This is a genomic window from Paraburkholderia sp. Cy-641, from assembly GCF_011752945.1.
GTDB lineage: Bacteria > Pseudomonadota > Gammaproteobacteria > Burkholderiales > Burkholderiaceae > Paraburkholderia.
Genome location: NZ_VWWM01000002.1, coordinates 160,892 through 176,657 on the forward strand (window position 1 = coordinate 160,892; position 15,766 = coordinate 176,657).

At 63.3% G+C, this 15,766-nt stretch carries 14 protein-coding genes; 10 read left to right on the plus strand and 4 right to left on the minus strand.

Annotation, left to right across the window (positions count from 1 at the left end; all coding sequences use genetic code 11):
- Positions 1-51 precede the first annotated feature (51 nt).
- From coaBC to dut, 3 genes are all read left to right on the plus strand, one after another.
- Positions 52-1,266, plus strand: coding sequence for a bifunctional phosphopantothenoylcysteine decarboxylase/phosphopantothenate--cysteine ligase CoaBC (gene coaBC / locus F3J20_RS02140; RefSeq protein ID WP_167281645.1), 1,215 nt, complete (start codon positions 52-54; stop codon positions 1,264-1,266).
- Between the two features lie 102 nt (positions 1,267-1,368).
- Positions 1,369-2,385: an LLM class flavin-dependent oxidoreductase gene (locus F3J20_RS02145; protein ID WP_167281646.1), complete on the plus strand. Its 1,017-nt coding sequence runs from the start codon at positions 1,369-1,371 to the stop codon at positions 2,383-2,385.
- 77 nt (positions 2,386-2,462) lie between these two features.
- On the plus strand, positions 2,463-2,909 hold the full coding sequence (gene dut, locus F3J20_RS02150; RefSeq protein WP_167041115.1) for a dUTP diphosphatase: 447 nt from the start codon (positions 2,463-2,465) through the stop codon (positions 2,907-2,909).
- A 181-nt stretch (positions 2,910-3,090) separates the two neighbouring features.
- Here the strand turns inward: dut and clpA are convergent, their stop codons facing one another.
- Both clpA and clpS read right to left on the minus strand, forming a co-directional pair.
- Positions 3,091-5,388, minus strand: a complete 2,298-nt coding sequence (clpA, locus tag F3J20_RS02155) for an ATP-dependent Clp protease ATP-binding subunit ClpA (protein ID WP_167041112.1) — start codon at positions 5,386-5,388, stop codon at positions 3,091-3,093.
- Positions 5,385-5,699 carry an ATP-dependent Clp protease adapter ClpS gene (clpS, locus tag F3J20_RS02160; RefSeq protein ID WP_008919570.1) on the minus strand — a complete coding sequence of 105 codons (315 nt, stop codon included), beginning with the start codon at positions 5,697-5,699 and terminating at the stop codon, positions 5,385-5,387. The genes clpA and clpS overlap by 4 nt, the downstream gene beginning before the upstream one ends.
- Before the next feature lie 559 nt (positions 5,700-6,258).
- Here clpS and F3J20_RS02165 point away from each other — a divergent pair.
- Positions 6,259-6,465: a cold-shock protein gene (locus tag F3J20_RS02165; RefSeq protein ID WP_007180614.1), complete on the plus strand. Its 207-nt coding sequence runs from the start codon at positions 6,259-6,261 to the stop codon at positions 6,463-6,465.
- Here F3J20_RS02165 and F3J20_RS02170 read toward each other — a convergent pair.
- Positions 6,450-6,725, minus strand: coding sequence for a hypothetical protein (locus F3J20_RS02170; RefSeq protein WP_167041109.1), 276 nt, complete (start codon positions 6,723-6,725; stop codon positions 6,450-6,452). The genes F3J20_RS02165 and F3J20_RS02170 overlap by 16 nt on opposite strands.
- Positions 6,726-6,728: 3 nt before the next feature.
- Entirely contained in the window at positions 6,729-7,985 is a 1,257-nt protein-coding gene (gene icd, locus F3J20_RS02175; RefSeq protein WP_167041106.1) for an NADP-dependent isocitrate dehydrogenase, read from the minus strand.
- Between the two features lie 432 nt (positions 7,986-8,417).
- Here icd and F3J20_RS02180 point away from each other — a divergent pair, with 432 nt between their 5' ends.
- The 6 genes from F3J20_RS02180 (at position 8,418) to F3J20_RS02205 (ending at position 15,749) form a co-directional block, all read left to right on the plus strand.
- A complete protein-coding gene (locus F3J20_RS02180) occupies positions 8,418-8,987 on the plus strand; it encodes a pseudouridine synthase (protein WP_167041103.1) in 570 nt (189 codons plus the stop codon).
- A gap of 451 nt (positions 8,988-9,438) precedes the next feature.
- On the plus strand, positions 9,439-9,642 hold the full coding sequence (locus tag F3J20_RS02185; RefSeq protein WP_167281648.1) for a hypothetical protein: 204 nt from the start codon (positions 9,439-9,441) through the stop codon (positions 9,640-9,642).
- Positions 9,643-9,786: 144 nt separating this feature from the next.
- Complete coding sequence (locus F3J20_RS02190) at positions 9,787-10,302, plus strand: DUF192 domain-containing protein (protein ID WP_167041096.1); 516 nt, start codon at positions 9,787-9,789, stop codon at positions 10,300-10,302.
- 393 nt (positions 10,303-10,695) lie between these two features.
- Complete coding sequence (gene fusA, locus F3J20_RS02195) at positions 10,696-12,801, plus strand: elongation factor G (protein WP_167281650.1); 2,106 nt, start codon at positions 10,696-10,698, stop codon at positions 12,799-12,801.
- A 290-nt stretch (positions 12,802-13,091) separates the two neighbouring features.
- On the plus strand, positions 13,092-13,610 hold the full coding sequence (locus F3J20_RS02200) for a cupin domain-containing protein (protein ID WP_167041090.1): 519 nt from the start codon (positions 13,092-13,094) through the stop codon (positions 13,608-13,610).
- 432 nt (positions 13,611-14,042) lie between these two features.
- Entirely contained in the window at positions 14,043-15,749 is a 1,707-nt protein-coding gene (locus tag F3J20_RS02205; protein WP_167281652.1) for an ABC transporter substrate-binding protein, read from the plus strand.
- Positions 15,750-15,766 lie beyond the last annotated feature (17 nt).

The window sequence follows — 15,766 nt, forward strand, 5'->3', positions numbered from 1 at the left end:
CACCGCGCCCTTGCGCCGCCGGGCGCCATCATGCTTTGTCGGAGGCTTTCGTTGGCAACCGCAGAACTCGCAGGCAAACACCTCGTCCTCGGCATGACGGGCGGCATCGCCTGCTACAAGATCGCCGAACTCACGCGTCTGCTGACCAAGGCGGGCGCGACCGTGCAGGTCGTCATGACCGAAGCGGCCACGCAGTTCATCACTCCCGTCACGATGCAGGCGCTCTCGGGCCGGCCCGTCTACACGAGCCAGTGGGACGGTCGCGTGCCGAACAACATGGCGCACATCGACCTGTCGCGCGAAGCCGACGCGATCGTGATCGCGCCCGCCTCGACCGACTTCCTCGCCAAACTCGCGCACGGCATGGCCGACGATCTGCTCTCGACGCTATGTGTCGCGCGCGACTGCCCGCTGCTCGTCGTGCCGGCGATGAACCGGCAGATGTGGCAGAACCCGGCCACGCAACGCAACGTCGCGCAACTGCGCGCGGACGGCATCGAGGTGCTCGGCCCCGATTCGGGTCCGCAGGCCTGCGGCGAAGTGGGCGACGGGCGCATGCTCGAAGCAGCCGCGACCTATGAAGCGATCGCGTCGTTCTTCGCGCCGAAAATCCTCGCCGGCCGCCGTGTGCTGCTGACCGCCGGGCCGACCTTCGAGCCTCTCGATCCGGTGCGCGGCATCACGAACCGTTCGAGCGGCAAGATGGGCTTCGCGCTCGCGCGCGCCGCGCAGCAGGCCGGCGCCGAGGTACATCTGGTGGCTGGTCCGGTCGCGCTCGACACGCCGTGGGGCGTGTTCCGCGAAGACGTGCAAACCGCGCAGCAGATGCACGACGCGGTGATGCGGGCTGTCGCCGACGCGGACGTGTTCATCGGCGTCGCCGCCGTGGCCGACTGGCGCGTCGATCACGTCAGCGAACAGAAGATCAAGAAGACCGCCGAGCGCACGCTGCCGAGCTTCTCGTTCGTCGAGAATCCGGACATCCTCGCCGCGGTCGCCAAGTTGCCGAAGCCGCCGTTCACGGTCGGTTTCGCCGCAGAAAGCGGCAACCTCGAAGTCCACGGCGAGGAAAAACGCGCGCGCAAGAACGTGCCGCTGCTGATCGGCAACCTGGGCCCGCTGACGTTCGGGCTCGACGACAACGAAGTGATCCTGTTCGAAGCAGGCAACGCCACCAGACTGCCGCGCGCCGACAAGCAGACGCTCGCGCGCGCGCTGATCGCCGAGATCGCCGGGCGCCTGCCCGACACCGGCCCGGGGCGCTGAAGGCAAACGGCGGCGAGCCCGCGTGGCTGCCGTCGGCGCCGCCAGCGCTGTCGGCGCTGACTACGCTGACTCGTGGCCGGAATCATCTGGAGCACTACTGACATGACGCTACTTTCCGTGCTCGATCAAACGCCGGTGATCTCCGGGCACTCGGTGGCGGACGCCATCGCCGCCACGGTCGAACTCGCGCAGCTCGCCGACGACCTCGGCTACACGCGCTACTGGTGCGCCGAGCACCACGGCCTGCGCGGCGTGTCGAACCCCTGCCCCGAAGTGATGCTGGCGCGCCTCGGCAGCGTGACGAAACGTATTCGCCTCGGCTCCGGCGGCGTGATGCTGCCGTACTACAGTCCGTTCAAGGTCGCCGAGCAGTTCATGATGCTCGAAGCGCTGTTCCCGAACCGTATCGACCTCGGCGTCGGACGCGCGCCGGGCGGCGATATGCGCACCGCGCAAGCGGTGGCCGCCGGCGCCTACAATCGCGGCGAAATTTTCCCGCAGCAGGTTACCGATCTGCTCGGGCTCATGCACGGCACGCTCCCCGCCGATCACCTCGCGCAAGGCGTGCTGCTGCAACCGCAAATCGATACGCGCCCACAACTGTGGATGCTCGGTTCGAGCGAATTCGGCGGCCTGCTCGCGGCGCAGCTCGGCATTCGTTTCTCGTTCGCGCATTTCATCAATGCGCATTTCGGCAGACAGGTCGCGCTCGCGTATCGCGAGCGTTTCCAGCCGAGCGTGGAAGCGTCGCAGCCGTATCTCGCTGCGGCGGTTTTCGTGATCTGCGCCGACACCGAACAGGAAGCCGCCGACCTCGAAAAAGCCGTCGATCTGCGCCGCGTGCAAATGGCGTACGGCCTGAACGAGCCGATTCCGACGATCGAACAAGGCGTCGCGCAGGAGTACGGCGAGCGCGAACGGCTCGTGATCGACCGCGAAAAACCACGCAGCATCATCGGCACGCCGGAGCGCGTCACCGAGCGGCTCGCGGATTTGCAGGAGCAGTTCCAGGCCGACGAACTGATGGTGCTCACGGTCGCCGGCAGTTATCGCGCGCGGCTGCGCTCCTATGAACTTCTCGCCGAGGCGTTCCAGCTCGGCTCGCATCCGGCGGCTTGACGGGCGGCACCTCCGTGCCCCTGCCCGCCGTCCATCCCAACGACCACGACAACCCCAACACTCCCGATCGAACCCGAATGAAACTCGACCTGAAGATTCTTGATGAGCGCATGCGCGAACAGCTTCCCGCCTACGCGACGACCGGCAGCGCCGGCCTCGATCTGCGCGCCTGCCTCGACGAACCGCTGACGCTGAAACCGGGCGAAACCGCGCTGGTGCCGACCGGCCTCGCGATTCACGTCGGCGATCCCGGTTATGCGGCGCTGATTCTGCCGCGCTCGGGTCTCGGGCATAAGCACGGCATCGTGCTCGGCAATCTGGTCGGCCTGATCGATTCCGATTACCAGGGGCAACTGATGATTTCGACGTGGAATCGCGGAGCAACGACGTTCGTGCTGAATCCGATGGAACGCCTCGCGCAACTGGTGATCGTGCCGGTCGTGCAGGCCGAGTTCAATATCGTCGATGACTTCGAGGAAAGCGCGCGCGGCGCGGGCGGATTCGGCAGCACCGGCAAGCATTGATTGCCTGATTGCCGCGGTGCGACACGGCTGCCGCGTTTTTCAGCGCACCCGGCTAGCGGAAAACCGGAGCGTAAACGGAGCATAAAAAAACGGCGCGGGATAAAACCCGCGCCGTTCTGCTTCTGGCCTTTGGTCGTTTAGCCGGCTTGACACCACACCGGCCACGCCGACCTCACCAACATCACTCCACTTCCACCGCTTCCGGATTCGGATTGCGCGGCGCCGGATGCTCGTCGAAGGTCAACTGCACCTTGTCTTCGGCATCGACGTCGACCGTCACCCGGCCGCCGTTCATCAGCTTGCCGAACAGCAATTCGTCGGCGAGCGCGCGACGGATCGTGTCCTGGATCAGACGCTGCATCGGCCGCGCGCCCATCAGCGGATCGAAGCCGTGTTTCGCGAGGTGCTTGCGCAGCGCGTCGGTGAAGAGCGCGTCGACCTTCTTCTCGTGCAACTGGTCTTCGAGCTGCATCAGGAACTTGTCGACCACGCGCATGATGATTTCCTCATCGAGCGAGCGGAAGCTGATCGTCGCATCCAGACGGTTACGGAACTCCGGCGTGAACATGCGCTTGATGTCGACCATCTCGTCGCCCGCCTCGCGGCGGTTCGTGAAGCCGATCACCGACTTGCCCATCGCCTCGGCGCCCGCGTTCGTCGTCATGATGATGATGACGTTGCGGAAGTCCGCCTTGCGGCCGTTGTTGTCGGTCAGCGTGCCGTGGTCCATCACCTGCAGCAGCACGTTGAAGATGTCCGGATGCGCCTTCTCGATTTCGTCGAGCAGCAGCACGCAATGCGGCTTCTTCGTGATCGCTTCGGTCAGCAGGCCGCCCTGGTCGAAACCGACGTAGCCCGGCGGCGCGCCGATCAGCCGGCTCACCGCATGACGCTCCATGTATTCCGACATGTCGAAGCGGATCAGCTCGATGCCGAGCGTGAACGCGAGCTGCTTCGCCACTTCCGTCTTGCCGACCCCGGTCGGACCCGAGAACAGGAACGCGCCGATCGGCTTGTCGAGCTTGCCGAGGCCCGCGCGCGCCATCTTGATCGCGGCCGACAGCGCGTCGATGGCCGGGTCCTGCCCGAACACCACGCTCTTGAGGTCGCGGTCGAGCGTCTGCAGCTTGCTGCGATCGTCCTGCGACACGCTTTGCGCCGGCACGCGCGCGATCTTCGAGATAATTTCCTCGATCTCGTTCTTGCCGATCGTCTTCTTCTGCTTCGACTTCGGCAGAATGCGCTGCGCCGCGCCCGCTTCGTCGATCACGTCGATCGCCTTGTCCGGCAGGTGGCGGTCGGTGATGAAGCGCGCCGACAGCTCAGCCGCCGCCGACAGCGCACCCGACGAATACTTGACACCGTGGTGCTCTTCGAAGCGCGACTTGAGCCCGCGCAGGATCGCCACCGTCTGCTCGACGGTCGGCTCGGTCACGTCGACCTTCTGGAAACGACGCGACAGCGCCGCGTCCTTCTCGAAGATGCCGCGATATTCGGTGAACGTGGTCGCGCCGATGCACTTCAGCGTGCCCGACGAGAGCGCCGGCTTCAGCAGGTTCGAGGCATCGAGCGTACCGCCCGACGCGGCGCCTGCGCCGATCAGCGTATGAATTTCGTCGATGAACAGAATCGCGTGCGGACGCTCCTTCAATTCCTTCAGCACCGTCTTCAGGCGCTGCTCGAAGTCGCCGCGATACTTGGTGCCCGCAAGCAGCGCGCCCATGTCGAGCGAATACACCTGCGCATCCGCCAGAATGTCCGGCACTTCGCCGCGCGTGATGCGCCAGGCGAGCCCTTCGGCGATCGCGGTTTTACCGACGCCCGCCTCGCCGACCAGCAACGGATTGTTCTTGCGCCGGCGGCACAGCACCTGTACCACGCGCTCGACTTCCGACTCGCGCCCGATCAGCGGATCGATGCGGCCGTCCTTCGCCATCTGGTTCAGGTTCTGGGTGAACTGGGCGAGCGGCGTTTCTTTCTGCGCGGCGGCCTCGTCGGCCTCGGCGTTCGCGTCGCTCGCTTTCGCGGCGTCCGAACTGCTCGTCTTGGCGATGCCGTGCGAGATGAAATTGACCACGTCCAGGCGCGTGACGCCCTGCTGCTGCAGGTAGTACACCGCATGCGAGTCCTTCTCGCCGAAGATCGCGACCAGCACGTTCGCGCCGGTCACTTCCTTCTTGCCGTTCGAGGTGGACTGCACATGCATGATCGCGCGCTGGATCACACGCTGGAAACCCAGCGTGGGCTGCGTATCGACGTCGTCCGTGCCCGGCACGGTCGGCGTGTTGTCATGAATGAAGTTGCGCAGGTTCTGGCGCAGATCCTCGATATTGGCCGCGCATGCACGCAACACCTCCGCCGCCGTCGGGTTATCCAACAGGGCGAGCAAAAGATGTTCGACCGTTATGAACTCGTGCCTTGCCTGGCGTGCTTCCATGAACGCCATGTGCAGGCTGACTTCCAGTTCCTGGGCAATCATGCTTCCTCCATCACACACTGCAGCGGATGCCCGGCCTGCCGTGCGTGGGTAACGACTTGCTCGACTTTGGTCGACGCGATGTCCCGCGTATAGACCCCACAAACTCCCCTGCCTTCGCGATGAACCTTCAACATGACCTGCGTTGCGGTTTCACGATCTTTATTGAAATATTCCTGCACGATCATCACGACAAATTCCATCGGCGTGAAGTCGTCATTCAGCAGCACTACCTTGTACATGGACGGCGGCTTGAGTTTCTGCTCCTGCCGCTCCAGTACGGTGCCGTCCTGCTTGTCCGGGATAATCGCCATACACCCATTCTAAACAACTAGGACAGGCCCGCAATCCTGTCAAAACCCGGCCAGCGGCCGATGCCCCCGTTCGCTGCGGACAGCCGGTCATGACTTCGTCATGACCGCCCGCGCCCGCGCGTTGTCGACGGGCCGATTGCGGAGCCGGCCCCTATCCTGTGATGCCGCGCGATGTTGCTGCGCCGCGGTCGGATCGAGTATCGCATAACCTGCCGGAGCCGGTGGGGGCACGCGCCGCGGGCACTCCCGGCGGCCCGGCCCCAGTCCAGCATGTGAGTCGATTATGCGACTTTTCAAGACGCGACGCTTGCGCAACCGCACATAACGGAAGCGGGAAAAACCCCTAGAAAGCAGCCTGTTTGCAATGCGACAACGGCGTCTCAAAATTTTCTTGACACTCGAATAAAGAGCCTCAACAATCAAGCTGGCACTTTTTTCACCAAGCCATAATTTCGAAAAAATGCCGATGGTGAGCTTGTGAGGAGGGAGCGGCTGCCTCGTGTGGTCGTGGCTTTTCGAGGGGCTCGTGGTGGTCACATGAGTAACAGGGGAAGTTGGAATGGCAACTGGTACGGTCAAATGGTTTAACGACGCAAAGGGTTTCGGATTCATCACGCCTGACGAGGGTGGCGAGGATCTGTTTGCACACTTCTCGGCCATCCAGATGAATGGCTTCAAGACGCTGAAGGAAGGCCAGAAGGTCACCTTCGAAGTCGTGCAAGGCCCGAAAGGAAAACAGGCTTCGAACATTCAGGCACCTGCCTGAGGCGGTTCGTCCCCGTCCTTTTTGAAACCCGGCTGCACGCCGGGTTTCTTTTTATGCGGTGCGATTCGGTGTTGAGAAGCGATGCAAAAAAACGATGCTGAAAAGCGGCGCTGAAAATCCAGCGTCATTCGATACCGGCCGCCGCCGATATTCCGGCCGTAAAAAACCGGATACGATTTCCAGAAAAATACCCCGGCCGCGTAATCGCGCCGGGGTATTCCAGTCAAGCCATTAATGCGCGCTGGATAATTCCAGCGCATGAATTACATATTCTCGATCATCACCTGCCCAAATCCTGAGCACGATACCTGGGTCGCGCCTTCCATCAGGCGCGCAAAATCGTAAGTGACACGTTTTTGCAGGATCGATTTTTCCATCGAGCCGATAATCAGGTCCGCCGCCTCGAACCAGCCGAGATGGCGCAGCATCATTTCCGCCGAGAGAATTTCCGAACCCGGATTCACGTAATCCTTACCGGCGTATTTCGGCGCGGTGCCATGCGTCGCCTCGAACATCGCCACCGAATCCGACAGGTTCGCGCCCGGCGCGATGCCGATGCCGCCGACCTGCGCGGCGAGCGCGTCCGAAACGTAGTCGCCGTTCAGGTTCAGCGTCGCGATCACGTCGTATTCGGCCGGGCGCAGCAGGATCTGCTGCAGGAACGCGTCGGCAATCACGTCCTTCACGACGATGTCGCCGCCCGTCTTCGGATTCCTGACCTTCATCCACGGGCCGCCGTCGATCAGCTCCGCGTTGAATTCCTTCTGCGCGAGCGCATAGCCGTAGTCGCGGAACGCGCCTTCGGTGAACTTCATGATGTTGCCCTTGTGCACCAGCGTGACCGACCGGCGCTCATTGTCGATCGCATACTGGATCGCCTTGCGCACGAGACGCTCGGTGCCTTCGCGCGACACCGGCTTGATGCCGATGCCCGACGAATCCGGGAAGCGGATCTTCTTCACGCCCATTTCTTCGCGCAGGAACTTGATGACCTTCTTCGCCTGCTCCGATTCGGCCGCCCATTCGATGCCGGCGTAGATGTCTTCCGAGTTCTCGCGGAAGATCACCATATTGGTTTTCTCGGGCTCGCGCACCGGCGACGGCACGCCCTTGAAGTACTGCACCGGCCGCAGGCACACATAGAGGTCCAGCTCCTGGCGCAGCGCGACGTTCAGCGAGCGGATGCCGCCGCCGACCGGCGTAGTGAGCGGCCCCTTGATCGAGACGATGTATTCCTTCACCGCCTGCAGCGTTTCTTCGGGCAGCCACACGTCCGGGCCGTACACCTTGGTCGCCTTCTCGCCCGCGTAAATTTCCATCCAGTGGATTTTCTTCTTGCCCGCGTACGCCTTCCCGACCGCCGCGTCCACGACCTTGATCATGACCGGCGTGATGTCCAGACCGGTGCCGTCGCCTTCGATAAACGGGATGATCGGCTGGTCGGAGACATTGAGCGAGAAATCGGCGTTGACAGTGATCTTGTCGCCACCGGTCGGAACCTTGATGTGCTGATACGGCATGATCGGACTCCAGTGAAAGCTGTGAAAAGCTGATGGGAGACTGCGAAAGGGGGCGCCCCTCGCCGCGCAATGCCGGACGCTCGCGAGCGGCCTGGCCGCTATTCTAGCCCACGCCTCGCGCGCGTCGAAACGGCCATGGCTCGGGGTTTTCCAACATGGACGAACGCAGCTGCGAGCCTCACTCTTCTATAAGACATAAGAATGGCGATGCCGGTTTATGCATTATCATCGCGCCATCCCTAACCGGACCCTGAGCGCAACGGCCGGCGCCCGCGATGCGGCCGGCCGCCGTCGCCGAAACTTCACGCGGCACGATCGGCGCATTGTGTGACGTTGCCGCGACGTGCGTTGACGTGCATGAGCGTGCATTGGCGCGCTTCGATACGTTTCGATACGCCGCCGCGCCCTGGTCCGCCGACTCTTCTTTCCCGTATGCGCCTTCTCGCCCTGAACAAGCCGTTCGGCACCATCTGTCAATTCTCGCCGCATGAAACGCGTGCCTCGCTCGCCGACTGGGTCAAGGTGCCCGGCGTCTATCCGGCGGGCCGGCTCGATTCCGATAGCGAAGGCCTGCTGCTTCTCACCGACGACGGCGCATTGCAGGCGCGTATCGCCGAGCCGCGTCATAAGCTCGTTAAACGCTATTGGGCGCAGGTCGAAGGCGCGATCGACGAGGTCGCGCTAAAGAAGCTTGCACGCGGCGTCGATCTCGGCGACTACGTGACACGCCCCTGTCGCGCGAATCATATAGAGCCGGCGAGCACGCTATGGACTCGCACGCCGCCGATCCGCCACCGCGCCGCGATCCCGACCACGTGGATCGAACTCGCGATCACCGAAGGCAAGAACCGCCAGGTGCGCCGCATGACCGCCGCGGTCGGCTTTCCGACGCTGCGCCTCGTGCGCGTCGGCGTCGGTGCGCTGGACATTTTTTCGCTGGGTCTCGCGCCGGGAGAGAGCATCGAGTTGCCGGCGAACGCGCCATGGGACGGTATCGTGTAAATGCGCGAATACGGGGGGACGTCATGCGTATCGTGAGTGTTTCACGCTTGCCTCGATTGGCCTAAGCCGTTGTATCGGCAAATAAAAACAGGCGTGAAACCACACCGTGAAGCAGCCCGGGAAACGTGAAACATGCACGCTCGCGAATGCCGTCGCAAGGGGTCGCCGCCGCAGTCCATCGCGATGAAAATTTTCCGGCGAATTCTCGTCAACCGCTGCGCAACGCGACGCGTTATTCGACGCAGATGCCGCCGAAGCTATCCGGCATTCAGCCTTAAAGACCTTTGCATAAGCCGTTTGCGCGGCGAATACGAAAGTCCGAACGCTAGCAGACGCGTCGAGAAATTTGTTCGATGCGGCTGTCAACCGAAAGGTGGATGGCACGTTTACCGACTTGACTCTACATAAGCCGGGTCATTTGGTTAATTAACTCAAGCTGAGGATCTACACAATGAACAAACTGATCGCCGCTCTGGTCGCTGGCCTCTTCGCAACGGCAGCATTCGCACAAGCTTCGGCTCCGGCAGCCGCTTCGGCAGCTCCCGCAGCTCCGGCAGCAGCTTCGGCAGCCAAGAAGGCCACCAAGCACGCTCACCACAAGAAGGCGCACAAGAAGGCAGCAGCAGCCGCTGCAGCTTCGGCAGCTTCGGAGTAAGTTGCTTGTAAAAACGCAGTCAAGAACTCGCTTCATTGCCGTTCTTACGGCGTTGTAAGGCAGATCACCGCAAGGCGATCTGCCTTTTTGTTTTGCACGCGCTCGCGTAACATGCGCGAGTTAATTTGAGCAAGGAGTCCTGCCGTGCGATTTTCCATGCGCTCGCTGATGGCGCGTTTCGCTGTTGCCGTTGCACTGCCGCTCGCGGCCATCTCGTTGGCGGCCACCACCGCCCCCGCCCATGCGCAGCAGATGCCGCCGGGCGCCAAGCAGCCTGGCGAATTTCCGCGCGTCAAGCTGACCGCCGGCATGTTCGTGATCGACGCGGCCGTCGCCGCCAACGATGCGGATCGCGAACAGGGCTTGATGTATCGCACGAATCTCGCGCCGAACGAAGGCATGCTATTCGTGTTCAACGAGAACGCCGGCCACTGCTTCTGGATGAAGAACACGCTGATTCCGCTGTCGATCGCGTTCATGCGTGCGGACGGCACGATCACCGACCTCGACGAGATGCAGGCCGAGACCACCAACAATCATTGCCCGACGCACAACGGCGTGTTCGCGCTCGAGATGAGCAAGGGCTGGTTCGCGTCGAAGGGCATCAAGCCGGGCATGCAGATCCAGGGCTTGCCGCCGGTGCCGGGCATCACGCAGTAAGCTGCAATTCTGGCGGCCCCTGCGGCAGCTTGCCGGGCCGCCGGCCGCTCGGGTGGCGCATCTCGGGGGGCGCCCAGGCAGCAACTGAGCACCAACTGGGCGGCACCTCATAGGCACGCCATGGGCATCTCACCCAGCCCTCCCGGCCGCCCCATCGCCGCGACGTTTTCCGGAAAAAGCCGGCGCCCTTCCCGGGCGCCGGCTTTTTCCGTCCGCGCCGCCTTGCGCGAGCATGCTTGCCGCCCGCCAGCGCGATTCATGCAAAAGACCAACCGACGCGCTATCCTTGTAATCTCGATAAAGCACCACCACATCAAGCAGCACCCAGACTCCCCGGGCGGCCCAACGGTCGCCCGGCATGCGTTTCAGGCGCGCCATTCCAAGGAGGTTCACGTGCCCCGCAAGACTCCCATCGAGCGCTACCGGAATATCGGCATCAGCGCTCACATCGATGCCGGCAAAACCACCACCACCGAACGGATCCTGTTCTACACCGGCGTGACCCACAAGATCGGCGAGGTTCACGACGGTGCGGCGACGATGGACTGGATGGAACAGGAGCAGGAGCGCGGCATCACGATCACCTCGGCGGCCACCACGGCGTTCTGGAAAGGCATGGCCGGCAACTACCCCGAGCATCGCATCAACATCATCGACACCCCGGGGCACGTCGACTTCACGATCGAAGTCGAGCGCTCGATGCGCGTGCTCGACGGTGCCTGCATGGTGTACGACTCGGTCGGCGGCGTGCAGCCGCAATCGGAAACCGTGTGGCGCCAGGCGAACAAGTACAAGGTGCCGCGCATCGCGTTCGTCAACAAGATGGACCGCATCGGCGCGGACTTCTTCCGCGTGCAGCGGCAGATCGGCGATCGTCTGAAGGGCGTCGCGGTGCCGATCCAGATTCCGATCGGCGCGGAAGATCATTTCCAGGGCGTGGTCGATCTCGTCAAGATGAAGGCGATCTTCTGGGACGACGACAGCCAGGGCATCAAGTTCGAGTACCGCGACATTCCGGCTGAACTCGCGGCCACCGCGAAGGAATGGCACGACAAAATGGTCGAATCCGCGGCCGAGGCCAATGAAACGCTGCTCGAAAAATATCTCGGCGGCGAGCCGTTGACCGAAGAGGAAATCAAGCACGGCATTCGCGCCCGCACGATCGCCAACGAGATCGTGCCGATGCTGTGCGGCAGCGCGTTCAAGAACAAGGGCGTGCAGGCGATGCTCGACGCTGTGATCGACTATCTGCCCTCGCCGGTCGACGTGCCCGCGATCACCGGCCACGATGAGCACGACAAGGAGATCGAGCGCCATCCGAACGACGACGATCCGTTCTCGGCGCTCGCCTTCAAGATCATGACCGACCCGTTCGTCGGCCAGTTGATCTTCTTCCGCGTGTACTCGGGCGTCGTCAATTCGGGCGACACGGTCTACAACGCGATCAAGGAAAAGAAGGAGCGCCTCGGCCGCATCCTGCAGATGCACGCGAACGAGCGCAAGGAAATCAAGGAAGTCTACGCGGGCGACATCGCGGCGGCCGTCGGCCTGAAGGAAGCGACCACGGGCGACACGCTCTGCGATCCTAACCACGTCATCATCCTCGAAAAGATGATCTTCCCCGACCCGGTGATCTCGCAGGCCGTCGAGCCGAAGACCAAGGCCGACCAGGAGAAGATGGGCATCGCGCTGAACCGGCTCGCGCAGGAAGACCCGTCGTTCCGCGTGCAGACCGATGAGGAATCCGGACAGACGATCATCTCCGGCATGGGCGAGCTGCACCTCGAAATTCTGGTCGACCGCATGAAGCGCGAGTTCGGCGTGGAAGCGACCGTCGGCAAACCGCAGGTGGCGTATCGCGAAACGGTGCGCAACAAGGTCGAGGACGTCGAAGGCAAGTTCGTCAAGCAGTCGGGCGGGCGCGGCCAGTACGGTCACGCGGTGATCACGCTCGAACCGTCGGAGCAAGGCAAGGGCTACGAGTTCGTCGATGCGATCAAGGGCGGCGTGATTCCGCGCGAATTCATTCCCGCGGTGGACAAAGGCATCGTGGAAACGCTGAAGGCCGGCGTGCTGGCGGGTTATCCGGTGGTCGACGTGAAGGTCACGCTGACCTTCGGTTCGTACCATGACGTCGACTCGAACGAAAACGCGTTCCGCATGGCCGGCTCGATGGCATTCAAGGAAGCGATGCGCAAGGCGAAGCCCGTGCTGCTCGAACCGATGATGGCCGTCGAGGTGGAAACACCCGAGGACTTCATGGGCAACGTGATGGGCGATCTGTCGAGCCGGCGCGGCATGGTGCAGGGCATGGAAGACATCGCGGGCGGCGGCGGCAAGCTCGTGCGCGCGGAAGTGCCGCTCGCCGAGATGTTCGGCTACTCGACCTCGCTGCGCTCGGCCACCCAGGGCCGAGCGACCTACACGATGGAATTCAAGCACTACGCCGAAACGCCGAGCAACGTCGCCGAAGCGGTGATCAACGCGAAGAAGCAATGATGCTGGCCCGGTGGCATTGAGGAGTGCGGCAAGGCAGCCCTTGCCGCGCTTCACCGCAGCCGCAATGCCACCGCCGATACCAACGGCTCGAAGCCCGCTCCCCGTGAGCGGGCTTTTTTTCGGTTCTTCGTCGATGTGCGCGGTTGGGCCCCTGCTGCCCGCCTCGTCACACCACGCGTGCGTGTTCCGAACGTGCCAGAATGTCGAACGGCCATGCAACACCGGCATCGATCAGGCCACGACCGCAGCGCAGGACTCGAACGCGGCACCCACGCCCGCAAGGAGACACCATGAGCCACGAGCACGAACATCCGCATTACCGGGCCGAGCACGAGGCCGCCGCGCAGGTCGACTGGCGCGAGCACGGCGTGAAGGTCATCCGCGGCGATCAGCTCGATGCCAACACCGCGCAGACGCCCGGCATGAATCGCGCCGCCGCGATCAACGCGGCGCGCGTCGGCGCGCAGAAGATCTGGGCCGGCACCGTGACGATCCATCCGAACGCGAAGACCGGCGCGCATCATCACGGCGCGCTCGAAAGCGTGATCTACGTGGTACGCGGCCAGGCACGCATGCGTTGGGGCGAGCACCTCGAATTCACCGCCGAAGCGGGCCCCGGCGACTTCATCTTCGTGCCGCCCTACGTGCCGCATCAGGAGATCAACGCGAGCACCGACGCACCGCTCGAATGCGTGCTCGTGCGCAGCGACAATGAAGCGGTCGTGGTCAATCTGAACATCGACGCGGTCGAACAGCCCGAGACGGTGTACTGGGTCGATCCGATTCACAAGCATCCGCACGATCGCTAAAGCGCGCGGGGGGCAGCCTACAGCGCTTGCGATGCGCGGTGCTTGCTGTCAATTCCGCTGCACGCATGATGCAATCGGTCAGGATTCCAGCGCGTTAGGGGTGATCCATTCGGGCGATCCATTCGCGCTCGCGCCGAACGCCTGCCGCCATGCCGCGCGGCGCTAGCGATCACCGTGGCCCACGCCGTGCTACCGTTGCAGCGACGACACACCACCACGCCGTTATCGGCCGATCGGCAAGCCCACGGCGGCGCAAGCGCGCCGCAGCCGCAAGCAATCGCTTACACTGAAACCGCTTTGCGCAGCATTGCGCTTTCGTCGGGCGCCGAGGCTCGACGCCACGGGCGCTGAAAGCGCGCTGCACCTCGCGCTGTCGCGCGGCTCGCGCGACGTCTTCCGAACCGGCAGCAGAATGGACTGGACACGCCATCGATGAAAACGCCCGCGGACCGACTTCCCGCCTCCCATGCGGAACCTCATGCGCCACTGCAAGCAGCCCGCCGCACCGCCGACGCCTACGGCAACCATGCCATCGATGAATTCCTGGCCGGCCGCCTCACGCGGCGCGAATTGCTGCGTTACGCGAGCGTGATCGGCCTGTCGCTCGTGGGCGGCGGCCTGCTCGACACGCCGCGTGCCGATGCACAGAGCGCGCAGAACGCACAGGGCACGGCGGCCCCATCGAACCAGACGATCCGCGTCGCGCATCTGACGCCCGCTGGCGCGGTCGACCCGCTCACCGTGACCGACGCCGCGAGCCTCGCGCTGCTGAACCAGACCGGCGAATTCCTGATCGACGACGACGGCGAAAAGCTCATGCTGAAACCCGCGCTCGCGCTGTCGTGGAAGCCGAACGACAAGGGCGACGTGTGGACCTTCAAGCTGCGCCCGAACGTCAAATTCCACGACGGCCAGCACTTCGGCGCGAAGGACGTGGCCGCCACCTTCGACCGTCTCGCCGATCCGGCCAGCGGCTCGGCCGCGCTCTCGGTATTGAAGGGCGTGCTGTCGAAAGGTGGCGCAAAAGTTATCGACGAACACACGGTCGAGTTCCATCTCGATGCGCCGAACGGCAATTTCCCGTACTACGTTTCCTCGGACAACTACAACGCCGTGATCCTGCCCGCCAACTACGCGGGCAATTACGAAAAGAGCTTTATCGGCACGGGTCCGTTCAGGCTGGAAAAGTATCAGCCGAAGGTCGGCGCATCGTTCGTACGCAATCCCGACTATTGGGGCGAAAAAGCGTTACCGCAACACGTGCAGTTCACCTTCTACGCCGACGAGCAGGCACAGCTGCTCGCGTTGCAAGGCCATCAGGCCGACGTGATGGGCACCTTCACCGTGCAGGGCGGCGCAGGCATTCTGAACAATCCCGACTACAAGGCGGTCGGCGTGAAGTCGAGCGCCCATCGGCAGATTCATATGCGCAACGATAGCCCGCTCTTCAAGGACAAACGCGTACGCGAGGCGCTTGCGCTGTCGATCGATCGCGACGTGCTGGTGCGCGGTCTCTTCAAGGGCCGCGCTCAAGCCGGCAACGACAGCCCGTTCGCGCCGGTGTTTCCGTCGTCGGATGCAGGTGTGCCGCAACGCAAAATCGACGTCGCGAGGGCGAAGCAACTGCTCGCGCAGGCCGGCGTGCCAAACGGCTTCGACGTCACGCTGACCACCGAAAAATACATGGAGATTCCCGACCTCGCCGTGGTCGTGCAGAACGCGGCGAAAGCGATCGGCGTGCGCATCAACCTGAAGGTCGAAAGCCAGTCGCTCTATTACGGCGCGGGCACGCCCGGCAAATCCGACTGGCTCGACTCGCCGCTCGGCATCACCGACTACGGCCATCGCGGCGTGCCGAACGTGTTCCTCAACGCGCCGCTCACGAGCAACGGCACGTGGAACGCCGCGCACTTCAGGAATCCGCAATACGACCGGCTGGTCGCTCAGTTCGTCGCGGCGCTCGATCTCGCCACGCAAAGGAAAATCTCCGGGCAGATCCAGACGCTGCTGCTCGACGAAACGCCGGTCATCATTCCGTTCTTCTACGATCAGTTGATCGCGATGCGCAAGGGCGTGAACGGCGTGCGCTTCACCGCGCTCGCGCAACTGTATTTCGACCGCGCGACGCTGAGCGCTTGAGCACATGGCTCGAGTAC

Excerpts from the sequence above, each read along its gene's own strand:
- F3J20_RS02185 (WP_167281648.1), top strand. The coding sequence starts at position 9,439 with ATGAACAAACTGATCGCCGCTCTGGTCGCTGGCCTCTTCGCAACGGCA.
- F3J20_RS02200 (WP_167041090.1), top strand. The coding sequence starts at position 13,092 with ATGAGCCACGAGCACGAACATCCGCATTACCGGGCCGAGCACGAGGCC.
- clpA (WP_167041112.1), bottom strand. The coding sequence starts at position 5,388 with ATGATTGCCCAGGAACTGGAAGTCAGCCTGCACATGGCGTTCATGGAA.
- clpS (WP_008919570.1), bottom strand. The coding sequence starts at position 5,699 with ATGGCGATTATCCCGGACAAGCAGGACGGCACCGTACTGGAGCGGCAG.
- icd (WP_167041106.1), bottom strand. The coding sequence starts at position 7,985 with ATGCCGTATCAGCACATCAAGGTTCCGACCGGTGGCGACAAGATCACT.
- dut (WP_167041115.1), top strand. The coding sequence starts at position 2,463 with ATGAAACTCGACCTGAAGATTCTTGATGAGCGCATGCGCGAACAGCTT.
- F3J20_RS02145 (WP_167281646.1), top strand. The coding sequence starts at position 1,369 with ATGACGCTACTTTCCGTGCTCGATCAAACGCCGGTGATCTCCGGGCAC.
- F3J20_RS02180 (WP_167041103.1), top strand. The coding sequence starts at position 8,418 with ATGCGCCTTCTCGCCCTGAACAAGCCGTTCGGCACCATCTGTCAATTC.
- F3J20_RS02205 (WP_167281652.1), top strand. The coding sequence starts at position 14,043 with ATGAAAACGCCCGCGGACCGACTTCCCGCCTCCCATGCGGAACCTCAT.
- F3J20_RS02165 (WP_007180614.1), top strand. The coding sequence starts at position 6,259 with ATGGCAACTGGTACGGTCAAATGGTTTAACGACGCAAAGGGTTTCGGA.
- F3J20_RS02170 (WP_167041109.1), bottom strand. The coding sequence starts at position 6,725 with ATGCGCTGGAATTATCCAGCGCGCATTAATGGCTTGACTGGAATACCC.